Consider the following 17,271-nt stretch of genomic DNA (forward strand, 5'->3'; position numbering starts at 1 on the left):
GAATTATTTCATCGTTGTTTTATAAAAATCTCTATACGTTGGACCGATAAAAATCATGCGCCATGGTTGCTAAGACGTCACCAAACCATTGATTGATCCAAAAGGAGAAAAGCATTGTGAGAAAACTCGGGAGTTTATTCATTATCTATTCCATGCTTACAGCCTTGTTTATGACAAGTTCTGTTATGGCAACTGGAGATACATTGGATTCAAGGAAAGAAGGAACCATTGCAACAACAAGTGCGACGAGTTATTACGTCTCTCCGAACGGCAATGATACCAATGCGGGAACGATAAATGAGCCATTGAAGAGCTTGATGCAAGCCCAGTCCCTGGCTTCATCCGGCGATACGGTCTATATCCGCGGCGGAGTTTACGATGATTTTGAAATCGCCAATACGGATAGTAATTATAATTACGTTCATGCCTTTAACAAAAATGGAATTACCTACGAGGCATATCCGGGTGAAAGACCTGTTTTTGACTTCAGTCATGTCCCAACTAATTTACGTGTGGCTGCATTCTTTGTTGAAGACAGGACAACGGGAGTCACTTTCCAGGGATTCGATGTCACTGGTGTTAAAGTAGGGGAGCAGCCTCAATCGGAGGCTTTCAGAATTAGAGGACAAGCCGACTTCGTGAACATGGCCGCTTACGGAAATGAAGCGATTGGTTTTTACTATACGGGGAATGGAACAGGAACTGTTCTTAACTCAGATGCTTATGACAATATTGCCCCAACGGATGAATCTGCCGGGAATACAGATGGCTTCGGAGCTCATGGCGGAGCGGTCTCGTTCATTAATTCCCGCGCCTGGAATAACAGTGATGATGGATTTGACAGTATCAGTTCAAAGGGACCTGTGGTGTACGATCATTGTTGGTCGTTTAACAACAGAGGCAACCAGAATGGCGTAGGCGACCAGAACGGATTCAAAGTCGGAGGATACGCCTACCGGACAACCGGCATTCCAGATCCACTGCCTGTACATACCGTTAGATATTCACTTGCCGTGAATAACGGAGCGAATGGCTTTTATGCGAATCATCAGCCAGGACAATCCGCTAACTGGACCAATAACACCGCGTACAATAACCGGCGGGCCAACTATGATATGCTGGAGCGCGTTAGTCCAACGGATATCACCAACATTCCTGGTTACAGGGAAGTGTTACATAATAACATTGCCTTCATGGGGACAACCATCAAAAACGATAACCACCCTATTGAAAATGTGTCCAATAATTCTTGGACCATTGATGGCGGTCTTCAGCTCACCTCAGAGGATTTTGTAAGTCTGGATACGACTCAATTATCGGCAGCTAGAAAAACAGACGGCAGTTTACCTGATGTCACGTTCATGCTTCCTGTAGATACGAGTCCTTTATTCAAACATGGTTTAGGATACCTTGCCGATAAGTAAGATTCTGTTTTTCAGTAGACCAAAAGGTGATGTCCAAGGAAATGTGGATATCACCTTTTGATTTTTTTACAATGACTACGTTTATATCAACACAATTTGCGCTACATCCCCCACACTACCCCTCCAACCCGTTAAACTGTCGAAGCATGGTGGTAAAACGTCCCAGCTCTTCATCATCCCAGCTGGATATGCGGTCATAAAAGGCCGACTCCTTCTCTTTCAGCGCGCCAACCGTTGATTGTTGACCCAGCTCCGTCAGAGACAGCAAAACACCGCGCCTGTCATCGGGGTCCTGTTCCTTGCTCACATATCCCGACTTTTCCAGCTGCTTAATCAGTCGGCTTACCGAGCTGCGGTCCATGGCAGTTGCTTCTGCCAAAGCTGCGGCACTTGTAGGACCATAAGAGTACAGCCACCGTACCAGGTGAAAAGCAGCAGGCTGCAACGTCGCATCAAATCGCTCGGCAGACCGAACATTGAGTGCATGTGAAGCACTAATCAGGGCATGGATCTGCTCACCAAGCGCCAGTTCCAGGGCTTCTCTGTCTTTTGTTTTGGCTGCATGTTCAGTCATTGTTGTTGTTCCCCTCTCCTCGATACATCCAAACAGGCTTCGGAATATATAGTTGACAAATATCAATTAAAATATATAGTTGATTTATGTCAATTATATCTTTCAACTCTGTTCGTGTCAAAAGGAGACTTCACTATGAAAACAACACAGTCTATTATCGTAATCACTGGAGCAACAAGCGGATTGGGGCAGCTTGCTGCCATCGAGCTTGCCAAACGCGGTGCACATCTTGGACTCACGGCCCGAAGCGAAGAGCGCGCCGAAGCTACCAGAAACAAAATCAGGGCAATCGTGCCCTCTGCCAATATCCACTTTTTCTTCGGAGACTTATCCTTGCTAAGTGATGTAAAACGTATTGGGCTTGAAATTGCCGCAGCGTATCCACGTATCGATGTACTTTTGAATAATGCCGGACTCCATGCGTTTGAACAGAGGGTGACTTCTGAAGGATTTGCCGAGATGATGGCCGTGAACTATTTGGCCCCTTGGCTGCTAACGCATACGTTGCGCAATTCCCTGATTCAGTCCGGCCATGCCCGTGTTGTAAACGTTGCATCTGAAGCCTCTCGGAATCATGGCCAACTGGTGCTGCCAGATGACTTGATGGATACCACTTCCTTTACTGCACGCGGCTCCTCTCGGATCTATGGCAAAACCAAACTGCTGAATATTATGTTTACTGGCGAACTAGCCAGGCAATGGGAAGGGACAGGGGTTAGTGTGAATGCCTTGAATCCAGGTTTCAATGTCACTGGTCTTGGACGGGAGCTGTGGTTCGCGAGTGTACTTGAGCGCATCTTAACGTTTCTGCACATCGGCGACCCACGCCGTGGCGCGGACATCATGACTCGTCTCGCTGTGGAACCCGAGTTTGGAAAGGTTTCGGGAGGTTATTTCAATGTGGGAAGCGGGGCAGCAATTACTCCTGTGGATCCAGGCGGAGATGCCGGAATGCAACACAAATTGTGGGCGGTAACGCATCAATTGATGAAGGAACGCGGCTTGCTTGATTAAAAGTAGCTTAGTGATAGATGTAAGGGGCCAATTTGCCCCTTACGAATGCTTATACAATACTTCACTTCCACCTTGGTTAGGGTAAATTCTATATAAGAAAAATGAAAAGACCCATACATCGTGTACGGGCCATGTTCCATCCATTTATAACTCCGCAAACACCTTGTCAAAGCCTGCTTTCGACTTGGCAAACAGCTCGCTTGAATCAAGTGTTGATGCAGGTGCCAGGACTTCCTGAGATACAACGCCCGTGTAACCAATAGCCCCTAAGTTTTTCAGAAAACCCGTCAGATCAATGACTCCCTCGCCTGGATACAGGCGCTCATTATCAAGCAATTCTTCAATTGGCAGATCAGAGGCATCATTGATATGAACGTGAACAATCTGTTCCCTTTTCAATTGCAGCACCTCTTCCATACTCAAACCAAGCGTATGCCAATGATAGGAATCCACCAGCAATCCTACATTGGGAGCATGAATGGTCTCGATCCAGTCCAAGGTGTCCTCCACACTCCAAATAAACGGATTCTTCCACTGGGTCCGCAAATGAAGGGGGCCGACAAACTCCAGCCCTAGCCGGATACCGTAAGCACCCAGGATATCTGCGCAGAGCCTCAGCCGTCTGGTAGCCGCCGCCATAAAGGATGCTGCAGGCTGATCGGTCGAGGGTAGAACATAGGTGCAGCAAGTGAAACAATTCAGCGAAGCAGAGGCTTCAGCCATTTCAACCAGAGATTTGAGTCCTTCACGAAATTGCTCTTCCGAGTTTCTCCAGTCCACGGTGAAATCCGCTGAACCGATGATGATATCGTTGCTTTCCAATAGGTGTGCGGCTTGCTCCTTGCCGTATTGTTGAACCAATGAGAGCGGATTCAAATCTACGGACTGGAAGCCATATTTGGCCGCATTCGTAATATATTGTTCATCAGACTCGATCTTCCCCAAACCTGCTTTCGTTAATCCTCTAATCATCCCAATCTCCTCCTGTGACTTGTCTAATAGGCAACGACTGCTGCACCCTCTCAAGCTCCAATTCAGGGTATAAATTCATAATAACAGCAGCTTCAAAAAAAGAAACCAGTAAGTTCCATTCTTTTATGGCACAAACCCTGCGCAACCCTTTCCCGAAATCAGCGTAATAGAAAAAAGTGGAAAGGAAGTGACACGATGACGAAATGGCTCAAGACAATTCAGTCCCCCACCATTATTTTCTTTTCATGCCTTTTGGTACTTTCTGTGATCGTTGGTTTCCTATCCAAGCCTTATTTCACAGAACACATATTCTATGCAGACAATAACAAGTATTTATTAGATCGACAAGAAGAAAACCAGTTCATATACCGGAGTAGAACGGCTGATTCCATTCAGGTGCAAGTGGAGCAGCAGAAGCGCACCGTATTCATCGATGATCAGAAATATATCATTACAGAACTCAGTTCCACACCTAATGCAGCATATAGCGTGTTATACCCCAAAGGAGACACGTATGAGGTTCAGGACCATGGCGGTATATTAAGAAGTTTTGATGAAGAAGGCAATATCATGACTTCCATCGCTTTTTACGTTAACAACCAGAGAGTACTTAGCGAGGACGAAGTGCAATTTTCACCGGATACAATCGTGACTGCTGCTTACCCGATATACCATCACACGCAAGGTGAGCCTGTCTACCTTTTTCTCGCACTCGCCGGTTTGATATTTGGATGGTGCAGCTTCTACTACAGGAGGTTTCAGGATATCCTCTTCCTCATCTCCCTTCGTTGGATCTGGGTGAACGACCCCGAACCTAGCGACTTTTACTACTTGATGACCCGTATTGGCGGCATTGTTGTCATGATGGGATCGGTCTGGATTGCCTTCAAAGCATTCTGAACCAAGCGGATTTGCATACAAAAAAGCGGTGATGACGTTGAAAATACGTCAATACCGCTCTTTTTTATCCCCCTATTAATGGGACTTGAGTCAAGTTTGTCAAACCTGAATATCATCGTCATCTTACTTCATTTAGTTCACATGTTCCAGCGTGTACCGATTACGCGGAATTTCAAGTCCCAGGTTCTCCCGAAGCGTCTCATGCTCATATTCCGTTCGGAACAGTCCTCGTTCCTGCAGAACAGGGACAACCAGATCCACGAAATCCGCCAGTCCATTAGGCACAACTGTACGAATATTGAATCCGTCTGCGGCTTCGCTTTCGAACCACTCCTGGATCTGATCGGCGATCTGGTCGGGTGTTCCAATAAATGATGTTCGCGGCGTTGAGGCTCTTAGCGCGACTTGACGGAGAGTCAGCCCCTCTTCCCGTGCCTGCTGCTTGATCTTGTCCGTTGTACTGCGGAAGCTGTTGCTGCCCACATCACCAATCTCAGGGAAAGGCTCGTCCAGCGGAAACTGAGAAAAGTCATAATGGTCAAAATAACGTCCCAAATAATTCAGCGCGTGGTCAATACTGACCAGGCCGGCAATTTCCTGATACTTTTGCTCTGCCTCTTCCGCTGTTCTGCCCACAATTGGACCGATACCCGGAAAGATCAGAATGTCTTCAGCCTGACGTCCATATACTACCGCTCTTGCCTTAACGTCCCGGTAAAACTCCCTTGCTTCCTCAAACGTCTCATGTCCCGTATATACAGCATCTGCTGATTTCGCTGCCAGGTCTTTGCCGGATTCGGATGAACCTGCCTGAAAAATGACCGGATAACCCTGTTTCGAACGTGCCACATTGAGCGGCCCCTGTACGGAGAAATGGTTCCCTTTGTGATTCAGCGTATGGAGCTTGGAAGGGTCGAAGAAGACACCATTCTCCTTGTCCCCGACAAATGCATCATCCTCCCAGGAATCCCACAGTCCTTTGACCACATTCAGGTGCTCTTCGGCAATTTCATAGCGCAGCGCATGGTTTGGATGTTCGCCTTTGCCGAAGTTAAGTGCCGATCCTTCCAGTGGGGAAGTGACTACGTTCCAGCCCGACCGTCCTCCGCTAATTTGATCCAGTGAAGCAAATTGCCTCGCTACCGTAAACGGTTCGCTGTAGGAAGTCGATAATGTCGCAACCAGCCCAATATTGGAAGTGGCTCCTGCCAGCACAGACAACAAGGTCAATGGCTCGAAGCGATTCAGGAAATGAGGATTGGATTTTTCGTTAATAAAGAGACCGTCAGCAATAAATAGGAGATCGAACTTGCCTTCCTCCGCTTTACGCGCCTGTTTTTTGTAAAAATCAAGGTTAACACTGGCATTAATCGGAATGTCAGGGTGTCGCCAGAAGGAAATACTATTCCCGACTCCGTTCAGATTGGCCCCCAATTTCAGTTGTCGTTTCGTCACATTCAAGTCCTCCCTATGTTTTCGTGAGTAATCCGGTCACTCTTGTTCATTGGCTTCATATCACTTGCCTTTACCACCCAGGCTGCCCCGAGAAGTACGATCCCTGTAAGCAGAAAAATGAAAGGAATGCCGGTCCATCCACCAAGAAAGCCGCCAATCAAAGGTCCAAGCACAATACCGAATTGGCTCGCCGTCTGGCTGAGACTAACTGCCCTGCCCCGGAATTCGTGCTCCGCATATTTGATTATTAATGCATTGAGAGCCGGGTAAACTGCAGCGAAGAACAGACCATAGATAAATCGCAAACTTCCAAAATACACGAGATTATACGCGGTTAGCTGAAGAAGACTGCCAATGCCGCCGCCGATCAGCCCGATAAACAAGGTTTTCTCATACCCGACCCTGCCACCAATCTTTCCCCATTTCGGTCCCATAATGACTGTCGCTACGCCGATGGCTGAAAATACAATGCCTGCACTGAGTGTCGCATGGCTGACATCTCCGCCGATCTGAACGACATACAGCGTAAGCACCGGTTCGATAATGAGCACGGACGTGGAGACGAGTAAAATGAGTCCATAGATCCGCATTAAACCGGGAGTGGAGGCCGCTCTCTTCAGATCACCCAGAATACTGGTGGAAGCCACTTTATAGGATCTGCGCGACTCTTTTACGCCAAGAACCAGCAGAGCCGAGAACAGTGTAATGATCCCGGAGGCAATGAAGCATCCCCGCAGCCCAATCCATTGACTGAGCACACCTCCAGCAAGAGGCCCAAGAATTCCGCCTGCTGCAGTGGATGTAGAGATGACACCCAGCGCGTAGCCGACATGTTTCTCCGGCGTATTCGTGCCAACCAATGTGATCGAGGCTGGATTGAATCCTGCCATGAGTCCCTGAAAGACCCGAACAGCAATAAAAGTATAAGGATCCTGAACAAAATAGTTGGCAGAATGGGCAATCGCCAGCCCGACACCTGAACGGATCAGCAACAGCTTGCTGCCGTATTTGTCAGCCAGTGATCCCCAGAAGGGCGCACATAGTCCGCTGATCAGAAAGCTGATCGAGATAGAGACACCGGACCAGGCCTCCAGCCCACTCTCAATTCCAAGATCATTTTGCAGAAACAGAGGAAAGAACGGCACGGACAAGGTGTACGACATATGATTGAAAAAAAGCCCCAACCACAGAATATACAGATTACGCTTCCAATCCGGCATATCGGTATTCTCCATAGTGTATAATTCCTATAAAATAAGTAGGTTATTATCCATATTAGGATACGGATGCAGGAAAGTATAATAGAAATGTTCAATAGACCCATTCAAGAATTAAATGAATGGGCCTGTCATTATGCCATTTAACGCTCAATTTTCAGTTAGCTGGATAGACATAAAAACATCTACCTCATCTTCACGATCTACAAGAAACCCGAAACGTTCATATAAATGCTTCGCCCGGCTTCCCTGTAGCACATTCAATATGACACGTTTACCTCTGACTTCGTCCTTTTCCAGTAGCTTTTGCAATACTTCGGTTCCAATCCTCCTGCCCTGCACATCCGGATGAATATAAAAGTGCTCCAACAGAGCACCCTCAGCCGTAGGCTTCAGTGACACACAACCTACAGGTGAACCCTCCAGCTGTATAATCCATGTATAGATCGGATCGAATGTGTTCCGGAAACGTTCCCGAACCTTCACCTCGTCATACCTTCCCAATCTGGTCAGATCATCATACAGAACCAGGGCACGCAAATCAGCAAGCCGCTCCACATCTTCCTGCACAGCTTGATGCATTGTTAGTTGGTTCATTAATACAACCTCCGTATTCAATACTCCTAATCCCTGTTTCTTCGTATATGTATTACCACTTACACATTTCTACATCAATTCATTATCCATTTTCTTGGCACGTATAATCTCGCGAATAATCTTCGAACGGTTCCAAACGACAAATTTGAAGACAAGTCCATCCTCCATCGTAATGGAAATACCATTAGGAATGATTCCCCATGTCTTACGTTTCTCAATTTTGGTCATGCCCCAGATCTCAAGTTGAAGCCATTCGGTCTGAATATTCAGGCCATGTGGGATAAAAACCAATCGTTCATTGGTTAGGAACAGCTTCCCTCCAACGCCTTCAAATCCCCTTAACCAGTTCGCATTAATCCGTTCAAAAATGACGTATTCCGTTGAACCCAATTCTTCCATTGCTGTCAGTCTCCTTTGATCAGCCGATCTTGATTATTCTACCAGTTTGAATCTCTCTTATTATAGGTCGTTTCTGCCCGTTTAGGAATATTTTTGCACCTAATATGATCCAAAAAAGCATTGTCCACCGGAGGTCATCCGTCATGGACAATGCTTTTTCGATGGTTACTATGGAAAGGCTGACCGCACTCTTCCCTACATCTCTTGCAGGATGCCTTTGACAAGCCCGATAAAGGTCGTCTTCACTTTTGCAGCCACTTCGATGACTTCATCATGACTGAGCGGCTGATCCAGAATGCCGCAGGCCATGTTGGTCAGACAGGAAATGCCCAGCACCTTCATGCCGCCATGGATGGCTACGATCGCTTCAGGAACCGTAGACATACCTACAGCATCCGCACCCATCGTCCGAATCATGCGAATCTCGGCTGGTGTCTCATACGCAGGGCCACTCCACCACGCATACACCCCTTGCTGCAGGCTGACCTTCTGCTCTTCTGCAACCTTAAGGGCAATACTGCGCAACTCGCGGCTATATACCTGGGACACGTCAGGGAAACGGACACCGAGTTCGGCGTTATTGGGTCCCATCAATGGATTGTTGCCTACCAGGTTAATGTGATCCGTAATGAGCATCAGCTGACCTGGCTGGAAGCTTGTGTTGATCGCTCCGCAGGCATTGGTAATGATCAATTGCTCAACACCCAGCGCCTTCATGATACGAACCGGAAACGTCACTTCATCCAGCGTGAAACCTTCATAATAATGAAGACGTCCTTTCATCGCGACGACGGTTTTGCCCATGAGTTCGCCAATGACCAGCTCGTTAGCGTGACCAACAGCTTCAGATTGTGCAAAATACGGAATATCCGTATAGGGAATAACTGTAGCATTCTCGATCTCGTCCGCAAGTGCTCCAAGGCCGGAACCTAGGATCATGCCTACGACAGGCTTGGTGTTGATTCGGTTTAATATGTAATCTCTAGCTTCTTGAATATGTTCGGATTGATGCATGAATGGTTTCCTCCTGATCATCTGTAGTGGGGATTCGTATGACTATACCTCAAGTGTAATGAACAATGGACATGATGTAAATGGAAGTCGGCAACCAACACTTCTGGACAGTCTCACGCTGTATACGTTAAGCATTAACACCCGTCTGTAACACTTGGAAATAACCTTGCAAAAGCTTATCAAAATCAGGAGTCTCTTCCTGAATCTGCTCTATATACTTCCACAAGATCAATTCTTCCGTTTCTATGTTTATTACCTCGTATTCCATTTGTCCGGACTCCCAGACAATCACTTGGCCCATGGCACACCCTGATTCATGAACAAACCCGGTCGAGGGATCGGGAATATACTGTTCGTTCACATGCCCACGGTTCACCGGTTCTGTAGTAATATGAAGCGTTCGCAGCGGGCCTGCCTTTTGTTCGGCCCATTGATTAAATTGTTTTCGAATCATATGAAAGTACCCCGCCTTCAGGCTTAACCATTCTTGTGTCATTCATGCTTCAACATTACACAAAAAACCGATCCTCTGTCGAGGATCGGTGTCATTCATTGACCAACATGTAATAGCAAGCTGCCTCACTTCTGCTCCAGCGAATGGCCCATTTTGCTTTTCACGAAATCCATCCCCATGCTCAGCAACAGCATCAGTGCCGCGAATATCATGGATTTGGCAATAGTTCCTTCAGGAAAGATCATATAGGCAGCTGCAAAATGGCCTGCAAAAAGAAACAAGTAATTCCTTATGCGGTCCATCTTCTCATCTCATTTCGGGATCAAATTCAGAACACAACTGTAACCTACTGCTCTACATTATCACATTTTTCCATATTGATCCATAATGCAAGTTATCTCTTTCGCCCAATCCCCTCATAGACAGCCTCGCACAATTCAGTTGTAAACCTGCCTGACATACCCTCCAGAGCTGTGTTCGTGAACGCAACAACGCTCAGCTCTTCTGTCGGATCAACAAACCATGAGTGACCATAGGTTCCTCCCATACGCCACGTTCCAACGGATTCCGGGGTAGCCGCCTCTATCGGATCTTTCAGCAACGTAAATCCCAGCCCAAATCCTCTGCCCGGCCAATAAGGCATGTCAAGATCGCCAATCTGATTGGTCGTCATATCGGTGACCAGTGATTTAGGCAGAAGAGAGCCCCCACCTTGACGCAGCGTTTCAAGCAAAAGAAGAAAGTCTCCTGCACTTCCAACCATCCCCGCGCCACCTGAGTAATAGGCCGATGGATCGAGAACTCTTTCTGGTGCAAGGCGGAAGCCGGCCGTTCCTTCAATAAAAGGAACATGGTCCATATCATGCAAGCGACGAGGTCGCCCATTACTGTTAAAACTGTCCGCATAGGCAGCAGTCAACCTCTCCGGATCGACAGCAGCAAAATCCGTGTCTTTCATGCCCAGTGGATGAGTGACGAACCGTTGTACCGCCTCGCGCAGTGTCATCCCAGTCACTTTCTCAATGACTGCACCAAGTACATCCGTTGCAATCGAATATCTCCACATCTTCCCGGGCTCATACAGTAGTGGTACAGAAGCAATCCTGAGCAAATTTTCTTCCAGTGTAACGCCAGCGATATCCATCCCATCTGATACTTCGGCAAGTTCGTAGGTTCCCCCGTTTTCCTGAAAAAAGCGATACGTTAACCCCGCCGTATGTGTCATTAGATGATGAACCGTCATTGATGCAACTTCCCCGTTTGGCTGTTGAGGAAGAAATTCAGGAAGCCATGTTGCTACCAGATCATCCAGCTTTAATTTTCCTTGGGAAATCAATACCATGGCAGCGGTAGATACAATCGGCTTGGTTACAGAAGCATACCTAAACAGTGCGTTTTCTTGCATTGGTATGTTCTGCTCCCGATCTGCAAGGCCAGCAGCGCTGTTATAGACCAGCTCCCCTTTCCAGGCAATCTGAACAACGGAACCCACGATTCTTTTTTCTGCCAACGTCCGGTGAATGACTTCATCCACAGATACAGAATTAAACTTCATATCTCTCTCTCCCATTTCCCTCTTCCTCTCCATGTGCTACCGCTTGATTATTTAAAGTAAGTATGCTTATTATATAAATGTCCTCATCCGTATTACATAAGGCAACCAAGTTATCCACAATAATCTGCCATGAATATAAAGGTAATTACAATGCATTTCCTATAATTTAAAGGGGGCCATTTCATGGACCAAATCGATACGAATATTCTCTTTCATTTGCAAAACCAGGCAAGGCTATCTATGACAGAATTGGGCAAGCTGGTAGGTTTATCTCAACCCGCCGTAACAGAACGTGTAAAACGATTGGAAGAAAGCGGTGTAATTGAGGAGTACCGCACCATCATTTCTCCACAGAAAATAGGGAAATCGAGTACTTCCTATCTCCTTTTTCGCACACGGGATTGTCATGCCTTTCTTGATTTCTGCCGTTCGTCACCGGAAGTGGTCGAATGTCATCGAGTGAGCGGAGAACATAACTACCTGTTAAAGATCATGACGGATTCCATTGCTGATCTTGAAGCATTTGGAGACCGATGTGATCCATACGGTACATACACTACCCTCATCGCCATATCTTCACCTATCGCAGCCAAAAATCTCATCGAAGAAACGAATGTGCTGTAAATGGTAGTTTCGTTCTTAGCCCGTTTTGGGAAAACCATTTTTTCTGGCGGAACAGGCGACAACCAAGGCGATAAGAATCAACAGAATCAAGGAAATCGGCAGAAAACGAGCTCCCACCTGGTTCAAAAGGATGGCTCCGATGATCCCTCCTCCCCCAATTCCCAGATTCCATGCTGTTACCAGCATAGATTGGGCGACATCAGCACTCTTGCCCCCGGCTTGCGCAATTGCAGTCTGCAATAACGTAGCGGCCCCTCCAAATGTAAGTCCCCAGGCAACTACCCCCATAATGATCACAGTCGGTTGATGGATAAAAACCCCCATCGCCAGCGAGGCAAGTGCGAATATAACTAAGCTGATTAGAACCAAGAGCCTGATGTAACGATCAATCAGCAGCCCAATAATCCATATACCGATCACTGAAGTCAGTCCAAAGATCAGCAGAACCAGATCCACCCGTTCAGACAGCACGGTCTCGCCCAGATAAGGTGATATATACGTGTACAGAATGTTATGGGCGAGGACCCAGGCCAGAACAACTAATAATATGGGACGCACCCCAGGAATAACAAAAATTCGATAAAGCGCAAGCTGATGACGAGCAGGCTCCCCCTTATAATCAGGTACTTTCCATAGGACCCAAACTACAAGCGCAGCCGTCAATAACGAAATTGTTCCGAAAATAAGACGCCACCCTGCGTAATTGCCCAAAAAGGTACCCAAGGGAACGCCCAGTGCAAGCGCCAAAGGTGTGCCCACCATGGCCACTGCCATCGCTTTCCCCCTTAACGAGCTTGAAACCATCCGGCGTGCGTAACCAGCAGTCATTCCCCACAATACGCCAGCAGACACACCCGCCATAAAACGGGCAGCAAGGGTAACTCCGTATACCGAAGAGACGGCCGTAATCGTGTTGAAAATCAGAAAACCGAGGATGCATAATAACAGCAGAGGCCTGCGTCTCCATCCACGTGTAGCAGTCGTCAAGGGGATCGCTGCCAGAAGAGATCCCACTGCGTATAATGTGACGAGTTGTCCAGCTAAACCTTCTCTGATTTCCAGATCTTGTGCTATTTGCGGCAGCAGTCCCGCCGGTAGACTTTCTGTAAGGATGCATATAAATCCAGCCATAGCCAATGCAAGCAGACCTGACCAGGGAAGACGCTCCTTTGCCATTGCGTTCACGTTCACGAAGACTCTCCTTTATCCCTTATTTGTGTAAGTCCAGAAGCCTCTGGCCTACAAGAATAAGCTTATAAAATCGGGTCTACATTTGGCATAGTTAATTAACGGCAGATCGATCGTTTTAGGAGGATAATCCGTTTTATTTCGGTGTTTCACTTTGAATTTAAATGTAAGCGATATCAATTGGTAATGGCCAAATGCTCGATGGTTAAATAGGATGGAAGGAAATCGAAGATGATTAATAGCGCTCCTGTTACTCACTAGATTGATAGGATAAAGTACAGGCATTGATATCAATGCCTGTGTTAACACATACAAAACGTAGCTTGATAGAGGAAAAATCCTTATGCAGATACACCTTGTCGACAATACGTTCTGGTAGCCGGGTTCGGTCCAATTACCATCCCAAAAAATCAAGATGAGCGGTATGTCTGCCGCAGATAACAGGCCAGCTGCAGATGAAGCAGGTGCTCCTGGTTACTCAAGGACATGCCCAAAATCTCTTCAATTTTGCGAATCCGCTGATACAGAGTATTGATATGAATATGAAGCGTGGCTGCCGTCTGGGCAGCAGATCCCCCGGAAGCCATATATGTCATTAGCGTTTCCTCCAGTCCGCCGGTCTGCCCTTTGACAGGTCGAAGCGGTTCAAAGATCTCTGCCATAAACGCATTCAGATCCTCCGAAGATTGCCGGATGAACAAACGGTTGACACCAATATCCGTATAGCGAATGGTTCCCCGTTCTCCCCTTGTCTTCTGGTACGCCAGTGCCTTATCGGCCTCCTGGAATCCCGTATTAATTGCATCCACCCCTGATCGGATTGAACTTAAGCCTCCGAATAATTTCACCTGATTTCGACTCTCCCAATCCTTCAGCAGGGAGCTGAACTGCTTCTCCAGCTTACCGGGGTTAACCGCATCGGTCACAATCAGCAGCAAGGTAATTCGTCTCTCATCCCCAAAAGCAACAGGCAGCGTTCCGCTTGGCATTTTCTCTCTCAGATAAGCAATGAGCTGAACGGATAATGGACTATATGTGGATGGATTCACCCGATCTGCAAACTCCAAAAGGCCGACTACGATGGATGTTGAAGGACCGATCCCGATCTCCCCCGACTTCTGCCAGTAATCCTCCGAGTCCTGACTAAGTCTCAGTTCATTGAAGAATTGCTGTGTTTTCTTGAAGTAAAATTCAGCCAGAGACTGCTTGCGCATCAATTCAAGAGCCAGAATGGAGCTCCCCTGCTCCAGCGCAATTAACTGCAATGGTTGCAGCGGAGTATTCATCTGCATGATCAGATAACCGAGACATTGATTAGCCGAAGCAATCGGGTACAAATATTGAAATACCTGGCTTTCTTCCCCCTTGATACATGTCAAATAATCAGGATGATGCAAGGATTCATACAGATTGCGCAGTTTCTCCATATCCCAATCATTCAGGACACTGCTCCGTTTGGGAATCCATTCATTATCAATAAAATCGATAAATACGATTGGCACGCCAATAATACGTGTCAATTCGTTAACGATGGATACCGCACCCTTATTCTGCAGCGAAAGCCGCATTAAGGATGAGTGAATCTCGTCTCGTTTGATGAGCGTTTCGTTCCGTTTGCTCAGATCCTCATAGAGCTGGGCATTCGTGATGGCAATGGAAACCTGGTCGGCAAAGCTCTGCAGCAGTCTTACATCCGATTCCGTGAATATGGGGACCCTACCTTTTTGATAAACGATTAACACGCAATCCGGCTCGCCTCCCACCTTGATCGGCACCGAAATGATTGACCCGATATTCTGAAAGTCGTATGCCGAATTCAAATGATCCTTGTTGTCGGGTGTCATGTTGCCAAAGTCATCTTCCACTGTGGAGAAACTGTTGTAAAGCTTGGGTGTGCCTCGCTTGAAGGTATTGCCAATAATGCCTTCACCCGGCTTCAGCTTCATTTTCATCATGTCCTCGCCCATTTCTCCAGCTCTCGCCTTAACCTTCAGTGCATCAATTGCAGGATCGTATCTCCATAACACCCCGATACATTCATAAGGAATGACGGATAGCGCACTCACCAAAATTCGGCCCAACAGCTCATTCAGATCTAACAGCTGAGTCACATCACGGATACTGTTCATGATTTCGTTCAAGGCACGTTCATGCTTGCTGGCCACAGCCTCCGTATAATACGGGTAGAGTAATGAGGATAGCGTAACTAAATCTTCCGCAGAACAGTGCCAGTTCTTAAAAACACGAATTGCCACACATATATTATTGTTATATGGCAGAAAAACTAACACAATATCATCTGATTCTTGCTCTACTTTGGGGTGTTGAAGAGGGAGACTTTCATCAAAACAAGGTGGTATACTTTCCTTTTTACCAATGGCTTCATTCAGCACCCAATCTTCCCAATTACTGCTGATCCAAACCTCATAATCGCATTTCCCCAAACGTTCTCTCAGGATTTCATGTAAGATTCCATTCAACAGAGCCGCCCCCAAGTCAATGTAGGTTTTCACATAAAACTACAATTTATTATACATATATATACATTGTGTTGGTAGCCTCTCATCCTGTAACTTTATATCAACACAGAAATCAAGTTAACAATTGATGAGAAAGAAGGTAACACAATGTCCAAAATCATGCACAGCAAACACTTCAAGTACATTGTTCTCGCTCTCTTGTTTCTCGGCTGGTGCCTAGGCAACCTGGATCGCTTCGTCATCAACTATGCCATTGTGGGAATAACTCAGGACCTGGGTCTGGGCGCTTCCGCACAAGGAATCATCCTCAGCAGCTTTTTCCTCGGGTATGCCATTATGCAAATCCCAGGCGGAGCACTCGCCGACCGTTTCGGCTACCGTAAGGTCATTCTTGTTTCCTTGTTCTCCTGGTCCATATTCACCATTCTGACCGGTTCCGCCTGGTCATTACTCTCTCTTATCTTCGTTCGTTTCCTGTTTGGTATTGGTGAAGGCAGCTTCTTCCCTTCCGGTTCCAAAGCTATCGCCACCAACTTCCCGGTCAATCAGCGAAGTGGAGCCATGTCGATCATGCTGGCGTCCGCTGCAATTATGGGGGTTGTCACTCCTATTCTGACTGGGCATGCCCTTGTGACCATTGGCTGGCGCAACCTGTTTTACATCATCGGTGCGGCGGGCATCCTCATCACTGCGCTTATGTTCTTTTTATTAAAAGAACCTGCCAAATCGGCGCTTACTTCCTCTGCTTCAGGCCAGCAACCGAAAACATCACTTAAAGACGTTCTGAAAACGCCTATGATCTGGAACTTGTTCATCAGCTACTTCAGTATTTATGCCGTCAACTGGGGACTCCAATCCTGGATGCCAACGTACATGGTCAATGTCCGGGGACTCGATATGACGGAAATGGGACTGCTTGCAGCCATCCCGGCTGTCGTCAGCATTTTCACCATGCTCCTCAGTGGCTATGTACTTGACCGCATCCCGGCTGGCAAAGATCGGATTATCGCTTCCGTATTCGGTGTACTTGTGGCCTTCTTCCTGTACCTCATGGGCTCCTCGGGAAGCATTGCTACATTTATTACGTACATGACAATCGTAACGGCCATGGCTGGATTTATTTCCACGCTGATCATTTCAAAATCACTAAAAACCATGCCCGAATCTATAGTCGCAACGGCCAATGGATTCATTAACACAGGTGCACAGCTCGCCGGTTTCCTGACACCGATGCTGATCGGATTTCTGGTAGAGGCTTCAGGGGGATCTTATGCAACGGCCTTCATCATGTTGATCGCCTTCGCCCTCATCTGCTCCCTTTCGTTATTCTTCTCGCGTCGTTCGAAACAAGACAGTGGTTCTGAAGTGCAGGCGACGGCTGTTTAAAGACGCAGCTTAGTACCC

17 protein-coding genes are annotated in these 17,271 nt (G+C 47.0%); 5 read left to right on the top strand and 12 right to left on the bottom strand.

What is annotated here, in order from left to right; genetic code table 11:
* The first annotated feature begins 116 nt into the window (after positions 1-116).
* A complete protein-coding gene (locus AC3RCI_RS22120) occupies positions 117-1,424 on the top strand; it encodes a right-handed parallel beta-helix repeat-containing protein (protein ID WP_492526434.1) in 1,308 nt (435 codons plus the stop codon).
* Positions 1,425-1,539: 115 nt separating this feature from the next.
* Here the strand turns inward: AC3RCI_RS22120 and AC3RCI_RS22125 are convergent, their stop codons facing one another.
* Entirely contained in the window at positions 1,540-1,998 is a 459-nt protein-coding gene (locus AC3RCI_RS22125) for a MarR family winged helix-turn-helix transcriptional regulator (RefSeq protein ID WP_492526436.1), read from the bottom strand.
* Between the two features lie 135 nt (positions 1,999-2,133).
* Between AC3RCI_RS22125 and AC3RCI_RS22130 the strand changes: the two genes are divergently transcribed.
* Positions 2,134-3,012 carry an SDR family NAD(P)-dependent oxidoreductase gene (locus AC3RCI_RS22130; protein ID WP_492526437.1) on the top strand — a complete coding sequence of 293 codons (879 nt, stop codon included), beginning with the start codon at positions 2,134-2,136 and terminating at the stop codon, positions 3,010-3,012.
* Positions 3,013-3,156: 144 nt separating this feature from the next.
* Here AC3RCI_RS22130 and AC3RCI_RS22135 read toward each other — a convergent pair whose 3' ends face one another.
* Positions 3,157-3,984 (bottom strand): sugar phosphate isomerase/epimerase family protein, encoded by an 828-nt coding sequence (locus tag AC3RCI_RS22135; RefSeq protein WP_492526439.1) that lies wholly within the window; start codon positions 3,982-3,984, stop codon positions 3,157-3,159.
* A 195-nt stretch (positions 3,985-4,179) separates the two neighbouring features.
* On the opposite strand from AC3RCI_RS22135, the gene AC3RCI_RS22140 reads away from it, so the two are divergent.
* A complete protein-coding gene (locus tag AC3RCI_RS22140; protein ID WP_492526441.1) occupies positions 4,180-4,884 on the top strand; it encodes a DUF6199 family natural product biosynthesis protein in 705 nt (234 codons plus the stop codon).
* 132 nt (positions 4,885-5,016) lie between these two features.
* Here AC3RCI_RS22140 and AC3RCI_RS22145 read toward each other — a convergent pair whose 3' ends face one another.
* From AC3RCI_RS22145 to AC3RCI_RS22180, 8 genes are all read right to left on the bottom strand, one after another.
* A complete protein-coding gene (locus tag AC3RCI_RS22145; protein ID WP_492526442.1) occupies positions 5,017-6,339 on the bottom strand; it encodes an LLM class flavin-dependent oxidoreductase in 1,323 nt (440 codons plus the stop codon).
* Positions 6,340-6,341: 2 nt separating this feature from the next.
* Positions 6,342-7,574 (bottom strand): MFS transporter, encoded by a 1,233-nt coding sequence (locus tag AC3RCI_RS22150; protein WP_492526444.1) that lies wholly within the window; start codon positions 7,572-7,574, stop codon positions 6,342-6,344.
* A 132-nt stretch (positions 7,575-7,706) separates the two neighbouring features.
* Positions 7,707-8,153 carry a GNAT family N-acetyltransferase gene (locus AC3RCI_RS22155; RefSeq protein WP_492526445.1) on the bottom strand — a complete coding sequence of 149 codons (447 nt, stop codon included), beginning with the start codon at positions 8,151-8,153 and terminating at the stop codon, positions 7,707-7,709.
* A gap of 69 nt (positions 8,154-8,222) precedes the next feature.
* Positions 8,223-8,552, bottom strand: a complete 330-nt coding sequence (locus AC3RCI_RS22160; protein ID WP_127538729.1) for a GRAM domain-containing protein — start codon at positions 8,550-8,552, stop codon at positions 8,223-8,225.
* A gap of 195 nt (positions 8,553-8,747) precedes the next feature.
* Complete coding sequence (locus AC3RCI_RS22165; protein WP_492471840.1) at positions 8,748-9,566, bottom strand: purine-nucleoside phosphorylase; 819 nt, start codon at positions 9,564-9,566, stop codon at positions 8,748-8,750.
* A 127-nt stretch (positions 9,567-9,693) separates the two neighbouring features.
* Entirely contained in the window at positions 9,694-10,020 is a 327-nt protein-coding gene (locus tag AC3RCI_RS22170) for an immunity protein TriTu family protein (protein ID WP_492526447.1), read from the bottom strand.
* A 125-nt stretch (positions 10,021-10,145) separates the two neighbouring features.
* Entirely contained in the window at positions 10,146-10,322 is a 177-nt protein-coding gene (locus tag AC3RCI_RS22175) for a hypothetical protein (protein WP_492526449.1), read from the bottom strand.
* A 92-nt stretch (positions 10,323-10,414) separates the two neighbouring features.
* Positions 10,415-11,575, bottom strand: coding sequence for a serine hydrolase domain-containing protein (locus tag AC3RCI_RS22180; protein WP_492526451.1), 1,161 nt, complete (start codon positions 11,573-11,575; stop codon positions 10,415-10,417).
* 183 nt (positions 11,576-11,758) lie between these two features.
* Between AC3RCI_RS22180 and AC3RCI_RS22185 the strand changes: the two genes are divergently transcribed.
* Positions 11,759-12,199 carry an Lrp/AsnC family transcriptional regulator gene (locus tag AC3RCI_RS22185; RefSeq protein ID WP_492471844.1) on the top strand — a complete coding sequence of 147 codons (441 nt, stop codon included), beginning with the start codon at positions 11,759-11,761 and terminating at the stop codon, positions 12,197-12,199.
* 15 nt (positions 12,200-12,214) lie between these two features.
* Here AC3RCI_RS22185 and AC3RCI_RS22190 read toward each other — a convergent pair whose 3' ends face one another.
* Entirely contained in the window at positions 12,215-13,375 is a 1,161-nt protein-coding gene (locus AC3RCI_RS22190) for an MFS transporter (protein WP_492529975.1), read from the bottom strand.
* Between the two features lie 422 nt (positions 13,376-13,797).
* Positions 13,798-15,867, bottom strand: coding sequence for a helix-turn-helix domain-containing protein (locus AC3RCI_RS22195; protein ID WP_336780360.1), 2,070 nt, complete (start codon positions 15,865-15,867; stop codon positions 13,798-13,800).
* A gap of 147 nt (positions 15,868-16,014) precedes the next feature.
* Here AC3RCI_RS22195 and AC3RCI_RS22200 point away from each other — a divergent pair, with 147 nt between their 5' ends.
* Positions 16,015-17,253 carry an MFS transporter gene (locus AC3RCI_RS22200; protein WP_492526453.1) on the top strand — a complete coding sequence of 413 codons (1,239 nt, stop codon included), beginning with the start codon at positions 16,015-16,017 and terminating at the stop codon, positions 17,251-17,253.
* Positions 17,254-17,271 lie beyond the last annotated feature (18 nt).

This window comes from Paenibacillus sp. MT124 (assembly GCF_058792755.1).